Here is a 9309-nt window from a genome sequence, read left to right on the forward strand (position 1 = left end):
CTATTCTCTTATGCTCTCTTCCAAACTGTTGGTGATCCAATACTCAGGACAATTTAAAAGCAGAGCTTCTTCTTCAATTCCATAATATTTAATACGCTGATTACCCGAAATATCCTTACCAGTGTAGACAATGTGCATATATCCTTGTTTATCTAAATAGGCACAAGGATCCACGCTATAATCCGCATCAATAAGTTTAGGATGATTCCAAGTTAATCCTTCGTTATAAGAAGGAAAGCATGTTAGCCCCTCTCCATTAGGAGCACTATTAGCAAAAAGAAATAATCTCCCACTTCTTCCCGATTGAACAGCAATACTACTATTATAACTTCGCCAAGGAAGATTTTTCAATTTTGACCAAGAAGTTCCACGAGTTGTTGATATTGACATGCAAATATAATTCTCTTCTACAGAAGCATTTCTACAAAAAAGCGCCAGCTTATTTGATGCTAAAGATACAATGGCAGGTTCTATAGGAACTTGATTTCGTGTCCTTCCTAAAATAGGACCAAAACGCCCTTCCCAAGATCGAGAACAGAAATTATAAATTTCTACCCAGGAAGCTCCTACAAGCTCTTGATCTGTTAGCATTCCGTAAATACTGTATGAGGGAATATATATTTGATTTCTTATTCTATCTACGTAAGGAGGATTTCTTGTTGTTCCCTCTAACCCAGGGGGTAAGAGTCTGTGTTCAGACCAATTTTTCCCTGCATTGAAAGAGAAAGCTATATAAGGACGACTCACGTTCTCCCCAAAAAGCTGCTTTCTATAAAACAACCATATTTCTTGAGAGCTAATTCTCACCAATACAGGTTTTGAAAAATTCGCAGATTCCTGAGGAAAAATCTCACTAGGTTCCGACCATACTCCACGATCACAATACCTTCCTATAAGCTTGTTGCTCTCTTGCCAAACAACAAGAAGTTTACCAGAGGTTTCGACAATTGTAGAGGAGCTCGAAATGCTATTTTCAGAAGATAGCCATAGCTCCTTGTAAGGCTTATATTCTCCAAAACATAAACTCAGCGGAGAAAATATGAGTAAAAAAATCCAGGACTTCCACATAAATGCAACCTAAAAACAAAAAATAGGAAGCATGTTATAAAAATTTTAGAGTTTTTGTAATGAGCAAAAACAAATCATCTCTAAAACTTCCTAATATACAGAAGGGAAATCGGTTTTACCTCTGAAAACACGATAGATATAGACTCCATAAGCTATAATGAGTGGTAAACCTACAAGTACGATTACCAAAAGACTCTGTAATGTTTTCGCACTTGCTGCTGTATTATAAATAGTATAGCTATGCTCAGGATCTACAGTAGAAAACAGGATATTCGGAAAAATTAAAGTTACCGTTGATAGAATCAACAGAAGTAAATTCAATGAGGAATAAAGAAAGGCACAGCCGTAGCGTTTTCTAGATACGCAAGTTTTAGTTGCTAGACAACTTCCTAAAGTCATAGCGAGCAACAATATCAATACAGGATATGTAGGAACTCCAGCAAAACTTCCTACCTGAAAAGAGAATCCTTTTGTTTGCGGTATCATAGCAAGAGTAGCACCGATTAAAAGGAGATAAATAACTAAAAATGCCGACAAAACATAAGAAAAACGCTTTATGATCCGCTGTTGCAACTCTCCAGTAGTCTTCATTAAAATAAAAGTAGCTCCATGAATTGCAAAAGCACTAACAACGAGAGCACCACATAATAATGTATAAGGGCGGAAAAATAACACCCAAGATAAAGAAGAGTATGGAGTTGTAGGAGATATAGGCAGCCCCAAAATCATGTTCCCTACTAAAACTCCTAAGAAAAAGCTAATAGCAATTCCTGATATACAAAAAACAATATCCCAGAATGCTTTCCACTTTTTAGATTCCGCCTTACCACGAAATTCTAAAGAACATCCTCGGAAGATATAGAGTAAAACTAATGTCCATATTGGCATGTAGAAAATCGATAACAATGCACCATAGGCTGGTGGAAATCCTGCAAAAAGCCCGCCAAAAATAATAATTAGCCACACTTCATTCCCATCCCAAACAGGCCCTATAGAATTAAGTAGCGTACGTCGCTCGTCATCCGCACGAGAGATAAAGTAAATTGTACTTAAACCTAAATCAAAACCATCTCCCAAGGAGTAAACAAATACTGCAACTACTAATATAACATACCAAGCTATCGGTAACATTGAAGCTAAAGAAAAATCCATGATCATACTTCCACCTCATTAAGATCGTTTTGATCAGGTCCTCGTTGTATTTTCTTCCATAAAAGAAAGAGGAATAAAGATAAGAGACAAACAAACACTAAACTAAATAAAATAAGAGTTTGAACAACCTGACCTCCACGTATTATAGGAGAAACAGCATTGCTAGTTTTTAATAAACCATAAACTACCCAAGGCTGTCTTCCCATTTCTGCAGCAAACCAACCCACTTCATTACATACTTCAGGGCAGAGAATAGAGAATGAGATTATGGATAAAATGAAGGGTTTTAATGCCCAGCGTCTTTTCTTATAAGCACACCAGGCGATGATGGCGAAGAGAACCATTAATCCCCAAAGGAGAACCATTAGATGATAAAATTGGAAAACTAGCTGCACATTAGGCCACTCATCTTGTGGTATTTGATCTAAACCAACAACGGGAGTTTTAGTATTTCTATGGACTAAGAATGAAAGACCTCCAGGAATAGGCAAACCTGTAACTTTTTGATTCTTTACATCGACATAACCAAATAAATAAATTGGGCTATATTCTTCAGTTTTAAACAAACCTTCAAAAGCCGCTAATTTTGCAGGCTGATTTTTAGCAACACCGCGTGCTGTAACATCTGCAGACCACAATTGCAAAATAAGTACGATAATCCCAGTAATCGCACCTAATTTTAATCCCTGACATGCAAATTCCACATGACGTTGCTTACGCAAATAATACGCACTAACACTGATTACTAGGAAAATCCCTGACAACCAAGTCCCTAACACAACATGAATATAACGATCTATACTTGAAGGAGAGAAAACGACTTGCCAAAATGAAGTCATTGTAGGAACAAGCTGGCCATTATGCATGGCCATTTCATAACCTGAAGGCGTTTGCATCCAAGAATTCGCACATACAATCCAGAAAGCACTCATATGAGCTCCTAAAGCCACCATACAAGTAGAGAAGAAGTGCATTTTCTTAGAAACTTTATGACGTCCAAATAATAAAACGCCTAAAAATCCTGATTCTAAGAAAAAAGCAAAAACACCTTCACTTCCTAAAAGTGTTCCAAAGACATTTCCAGTATAATCAGAAAATCTTGACCAATTTGATCCAAAAGAAAAAATTTGCATGATTCCAGTGACAACACCAACAACAAATGTTAAAGCAAAGACACCAATCCAAAACCAAGTCATCTGTTTATAAATATTCTTCTTCGTAACTAGATATAAGCCTTCCATCAAAACAAGCATCATACTGAGACCCATACTCAAAGGAACAAACAGGTAATGAAAAGCAATAAACAAACCAAATTGTATTCTAGATAAAATCACCGTGTCCATATGTCCGCCAGAAATCCGAGAACAAATAAAAAAGCTGTAATGTGAAGTATATAACAAACTATTGCAACTATAAAATACTTTGCTGTTAACCTTTTTCTCGATATACTACAGTATTATATTACCTTCTTTTAGAAAGCAGTCGCTTGCCTTTAAGGTGAGAATCTCTTCGAGTATTCTATTCTAGGAAACTAGTAAAGCTATGCCCATAGATATTACTTACTATACAACACCCTTGTTAGAAATTATTCTGATTTGGGTAATGTTAAATTATCTTCTGAAGTTCTTTTGGGGAACTCGAGCCATGGACGTTGTCTTCGGCTTGCTTGCCTTCCTGTTTCTATTTGTCTTAGCAGATAAGCTACACTTTCCTATAATCCGACGGCTGATGTTACACGTTGTTAATGTCGCTGCTATCGTTGTTTTTATTATTTTCCAACCAGAGATACGTCTAGCCTTGTCACGTGTGCGATTTCATGGAAGAAAGTTTGTTATTGATTTACAGGATCAATTTATTGAACATCTTACCTCATGTATCTATCAAATGTCAGAGAGACAAGTTGGAGCTCTTGTCGTTCTTGAAAATAAAGATTCCTTTGATGAATTTTTAAGTTTCTCTTCAGTAAAAATTAATGCAGATTTTTCAGAAGAACTTTTAGAAACGATTTTTGAACCCTCTTCTCCTCTTCATGATGGGGCGGTAATTCTCAGAGCAGAAACGATAGCCTATGCGCGTGTTGTTCTTCCTTTAGCTCATGATACCACACAATTATCACGTTCCATGGGAACACGTCACCGTGCAGCTTTAGGAGCAAGCCAACGTACTGATGCATTAATTATCATTGTATCTGAAGAAAATGGCTACGTATCATTATCTCGTGATGGGATTTTGACACGCGGAGTGAAGATGGACAGATTCAAAGCAGTATTGAGAAGTATCCTCACTCTGAAAGAACAAAAACGTAAACCGTTTAGCTCATGGATTTGGAAAAAATGATCGATTTTCTTTCTCGTTTTTTCATGCGCAATTGGCTGAGAAAAGTAGTATCTTTAGGGTTTGCCATCATCATTTGGGTGCTCGTCGGACAAACGGTAACCATTACCCGCACCTTGAATAATGTTCCTGTACGTATTATTGATCTTGATCCCGATCAAACAGTCTTAGGACTACAAAGCAATGGTCTATTAGATAAAAAAGTTTCATTAACCATCACAGGGAATAAAAATACCGTCCACGATCTCCGACCTACGAATCTAGAAGTGGTTATTAGCGCCACAGGACATACGGAAAGTTGGATAGCTGCTATTGACAAGTACAATCTTGTTAGCCTTGACGGTGAAACAAATATTCGTAGAGATATTCAAAGTGTCTCTGCTGATGATATTTTTATTCGTCTGACACAATATGTTACTGAAGACATCACGGTAACCATTACAACTCCTGTAGGAAGTCCTCCTAAAGGCTACGAGTATTTAGACGTTTGGCCTAAGTATCTTATCCAGAAAGTCAGCGGTCCTAAAGAATATGTAAACGCCCTTAAGGAACAAGGATTAGAGCTCACTTTTAATTTAAATAAGGTATCCTTCGAAGAATTAGAAAGAAATCGTATAGCTCAAGGGAATCACGATGAGATCATTTTCCCTATTCCTGAAGAATGGAAAAAAATTCTTATACCTTTTGGCAACACTAATACCTATGAAAATCTGAATGATCCTCAAGCAGATTTCTTACGTTTACTCTTTTTAAAACAGGAATTTATCCCTTTAAATCTCAATCTTCCTGTTTTACTCTTCTTCCCTGTAAAATATAGTAATACCTTCAATCCCCAGGCCTATACTTTAGAACCTTCACATCCTATTATTCTTAACCAAGGTATCTATCAAATAGATATTCCCCTATATGCAAAAGATGTCAGTAAGCTTTTCTTAGATGTTGTTAAAAATAATATCGCTCTGGCTATTGTCATGGCTCCACCACATGGGAACAATTCTGTAAACTGGGCTGTAGAATTTATAGATGAAAAAACTCTTGAAGATACCTTTGTTCAAGCTATCATGGCTCAAGAACATGGAATTCTCCATGACTTTGCTTTAATTGATGAAACTGGAATACGCCATCGATTCCGTGAGTATCTAAGGAAACTATCTTTATTTAGGAAAGATGGTTCTCCATTAAATCTTTCTGCAGAGATTTCCCATAACAAAGTAATTATTCGTTCAAAACCTATAGAAACCTCTAGGCTACATAAAAAAGAATGGTAGAACGTTAGATCCACGCATTAGATGTTCACAAATAGAAGTTTGTGTATTAATAATATAAAAATTATAAAAATAATTAAAAGAGTTATCGAAGCTACTATAGTGTCGATGATGCTAGCTCATTCAACTATGAAAGAGCGTGATCTACCATAAATAAAGAAAAATAGTACCCATTTGTTCCCAATCTCCTGTTATACTGTGTGGAGTAGGGATCCTAAATTATGTTAAAGAACATACGTCGCGCAAAACAAACTATTATAGATTTCTTCGTTTATTATTTAGGAATAACGTTAATCGGGACTTTTAAATATATTCCCCGCCCTATTCTAGGTCGTTTTGGAAGAGCTTTAGGAACTATCATTTTCTATACAATCTCTGATTACAGGAAAACAGCACTTACAAATCTCGCTCTTGCTTTTCCTGATAAGCCTTTTGAAGAAAGAAAACGCATTGCTAAGCATTCTATACAGCATGTCATGATCACTGTTTTAGAACTATTAGCAGTAGAAGGACTGATTGGAAATCTAGATAGTTTAATTTCCATAGCAACTGCGGAAACTCATCCTGAAGGATTCTGTAGCAAGGAAGTTCTTACACAAAAAGAATTAGAAGATACGTTTTCCAAATTAAGTGAAAACGAGGGAATTATTTTATTTTGTGGCCATCAGGCAAATTGGGAACTTCCTTTTCTTTATATTACCCGAGATTATCCTGGTTTAGCCTTTGCAAAACCGATAAAAAACACTCGATTAAATAAAAAAATTTTTTCTCTAAGAGAGACTTTTAAAGGAAAAATTGTTTCTCCAAAACAAGGGATACATTCTGCTCTTCAAGCTCTTCAACAGGGACATGTTATTGGTATAGTTGGGGATCAGGCGTTACTCATATCCTCGTATGCTTATCCCTTATTTGGAAATGAAGCTTTCACAACAACATCTCCAGCACTACTGGCCTATAAAACAGGAAAACCCGTAATGGCCGTATCGGTATTCCGCAATAAAAATGGATATACAATTGTTCCTAGCAAGAAGTTTTACGCTGATAAGTCTTTACCCATTAAAGAAGCAACTTCTTCGCTTATGAACAATCTTATGGGATTCTTAGAAAAAGGCATTGCTCACAAACCTGAACAATGGATGTGGATGCATAAGCGATGGAAACGAAAGCTCTTCAGCAGTCTGAAAAAAAGATATGCTTATAGCCATATTCTCGTTATCGCTAACTATGCAGAACTTAAAAATTATAAAACATTTCTTACCGATCTCGCAGATCTCTATTCAGGAGCTTTGTTAACATTAGCTTTAGAAAATCCTTCCAACAAGAAAATACTTATAGACTATCTTCCCCAATATATTATAAAAGGGTTCTCATCTCCTGAAGCTCTATATGATTTCCCTAATAGTTTCCCTGCTGTTTTTGATCTTGCAGGGCTTCCAACAACCCTACATAAACATTTCAAAACAACAGGCTCCTCGATTCTCTACACAAGAAAAGCACTAGAGAAAAAATTATCCCATCCCCAAGCATCTTTAATTACAGCATTAAGTAAATTCTCAAAAAAATCTTAATGGAAAACGAAAGGAATTTTTTGATTTTTTTCTTAGTTTAAGAGAGAATATTCTCTATAATTTTTAAATTAGAAGAATCTTATGTGCTTAACAGGATGTTTAGGATCTACTTTTGAGTGTACTCTTAACTGTGTTTGCTTTTGTCAGGACTCCCAGAAAAACAAACGTGTACTTGCATTGATTTCAGCATTAGCATTTGCAATATTAGCAATAGTAGGAATTGTTATTTTCTCATTAGTATGCGCAGGAACTATCCATGTTCCTGATACTCTATGGGGGATCAGCAAGTATATTCTCACACCGATACTGCTAGTAATAGCACTTGTTACAGCTTCACTATCTGCCGGGTGTTTTAAAGCAAGAAATCGTTTCGTGACTACCGGATAAAATTAGAGCATCAGCTTATTTAAGTGATGCTGTGATTATATCATTTACCGTTGTCAACGTAAGGTTGTTGGTATCCTTCATTTGAGCACCACGACTCAAAACTAAAATCTTATCATAATTTGATAAAATTCCTCGCTCGATTCCATATACACAAGCCTGATGTCTCCATACTGCGCGATCAGACTCTTCCGTAAGCATAGGATACACTCCCCACTCTAAAGCAAGTCTATAATACACAGATAAATTTGGAGAGACAGCAATAATCGGAAAACGCGGACGGTATTTAGAAAGGAAAATCGGAGATCCTCCCGATTCTGTATACACGATAATGGCTTTAGCATCGGCCTTCTCAGCAATTTGAATTCCTGATAAACCTATAGACTGGAGATAAGGAGATACCTTAACCGCACATTCACTATCATTAAGTTCTAAGAAAGACATGTAATTGAGATTTTTTTCCGTCTCTTGAATTACAGAACGCATAATTTTCACAGCCGCTACAGGATAACTTCCTGAAGCTGTTTCTCCTGACAACATTACTGCGGATGTACCATCATAAATAGCGTTGGCAATATCAGAAACCTCAGCACGTGTAGGTAAGACATTACGAATCATAGATTCTAACATTTGCGTAGCAGTAATGCAAAAACGTCCCGTTTCACGAGATACTTTCGCCATGAACTTCTGTAGACCAGGAACTTCAACAACAGAAAGCTCAATTCCTAAATCTCCACGAGCAATCATGATCCCGTCCGACACTTTAGCAATCTGAGAAAAATTCTCTACTCCCAAGCGATTTTCTATCTTAGCAATAATTGGCATATCCGGATGCCCAACATCTGCCAAGCACTTCCTCATACTTTCGATATCCTCAGCATAACGAACAAAAGAAGCAGCAATAACATCAACGCCCTGGGCAACCCCAAACTTAAGATCATTGATATCCTTATCCGTCATAAAAGGAAGAGCTAAATCAATCTCTCTTATACTTAAAGACTTGTGTGATTTCAATTCTCCAGAATTGATAAATTCTAATTCTAATTGATCATCACTAACAGATGTCACGACAGCTTGAATATATCCATCATCTATCAAGACATCAACACCTTCACGCACATAAGGAAAAATACATTGAGGCTGTAGGGTAATTCCACCTTCGGCAGATCCTTCAATCTCTTTTCCTGTTAAGGTAATTTTCTGACCTCGAGACACTTTAATCGGCGTAGGAATATTCCCTAAACGAATTTCCGGACCTTTAGTATCTAACATAATCGCTAAAGGAGCTCCTTTCTTATCGCGCAATTCCTTAAGAAGACGAATTGTCTCTCCGTGACTTTCATGAGTACCATGACTAAAATTTAATCTAGCAACATTCATACCCGCATCTAAAAGCTTTTCAAGCATTTCTAGATTATTTGTTGCTGGACCTATAGTACAAATGATTTTCGTTCTTGCGATCATACTTCCCTAATTTCTCAAACCAATCAAAAACTTATTTACCCTATAGCTAACAACGCTCTCTTAATACAAAAACA

Annotated in this window: 8 protein-coding genes; 4 read left to right on the top strand and 4 right to left on the bottom strand. The window is 36.6% G+C overall.

The window, feature by feature from the left end:
- The 3 genes from C10C_RS03370 to C10C_RS03380 all read right to left on the bottom strand — a co-directional run bounded on the left by C10C_RS03370 (position 1) and on the right by C10C_RS03380 (position 3563).
- Positions 1 to 1068 (bottom strand): exo-alpha-sialidase, encoded by a 1068-nt coding sequence (locus tag C10C_RS03370; protein WP_117274433.1) that lies wholly within the window; start codon positions 1066 to 1068, stop codon positions 1 to 3.
- Positions 1069 to 1158: 90 nt separating this feature from the next.
- A complete protein-coding gene (gene cydB, locus C10C_RS03375; RefSeq protein WP_117274434.1) occupies positions 1159 to 2220 on the bottom strand; it encodes a cytochrome d ubiquinol oxidase subunit II in 1062 nt (353 codons plus the stop codon).
- Positions 2221 to 2222: 2 nt separating this feature from the next.
- Positions 2223 to 3563, bottom strand: a complete 1341-nt coding sequence (locus tag C10C_RS03380; RefSeq protein WP_117274435.1) for a cytochrome ubiquinol oxidase subunit I — start codon at positions 3561 to 3563, stop codon at positions 2223 to 2225.
- 199 nt (positions 3564 to 3762) lie between these two features.
- Here C10C_RS03380 and cdaA point away from each other — a divergent pair, with 199 nt between their 5' ends.
- The 4 genes from cdaA to C10C_RS03400 all read left to right on the top strand — a co-directional run bounded on the left by cdaA (position 3763) and on the right by C10C_RS03400 (position 7774).
- Complete coding sequence (gene cdaA / locus C10C_RS03385) at positions 3763 to 4557, top strand: diadenylate cyclase CdaA (RefSeq protein ID WP_117274436.1); 795 nt, start codon at positions 3763 to 3765, stop codon at positions 4555 to 4557.
- Positions 4539 to 5822 (top strand): CdaR family protein, encoded by a 1284-nt coding sequence (locus C10C_RS03390; RefSeq protein WP_162496153.1) that lies wholly within the window; start codon positions 4539 to 4541, stop codon positions 5820 to 5822. Before cdaA ends, C10C_RS03390 begins: the two co-directional genes overlap by 19 nt.
- Positions 5823 to 6040: 218 nt before the next feature.
- Positions 6041 to 7387 (top strand): LpxL/LpxP family acyltransferase, encoded by a 1347-nt coding sequence (locus C10C_RS03395; protein ID WP_117274437.1) that lies wholly within the window; start codon positions 6041 to 6043, stop codon positions 7385 to 7387.
- 81 nt (positions 7388 to 7468) lie between these two features.
- Complete coding sequence (locus C10C_RS03400) at positions 7469 to 7774, top strand: hypothetical protein (protein ID WP_117274438.1); 306 nt, start codon at positions 7469 to 7471, stop codon at positions 7772 to 7774.
- A gap of 15 nt (positions 7775 to 7789) precedes the next feature.
- Here the strand turns inward: C10C_RS03400 and pyk are convergent, their stop codons facing one another.
- Entirely contained in the window at positions 7790 to 9235 is a 1446-nt protein-coding gene (pyk, locus tag C10C_RS03405) for a pyruvate kinase (RefSeq protein ID WP_117274439.1), read from the bottom strand.
- Positions 9236 to 9309 lie beyond the last annotated feature (74 nt).

The sequence above is a fragment of the Chlamydia poikilotherma genome (assembly GCF_900239975.1).
In the GTDB taxonomy this organism is placed as follows: domain Bacteria; phylum Chlamydiota; class Chlamydiia; order Chlamydiales; family Chlamydiaceae; genus Chlamydia; species Chlamydia poikilotherma.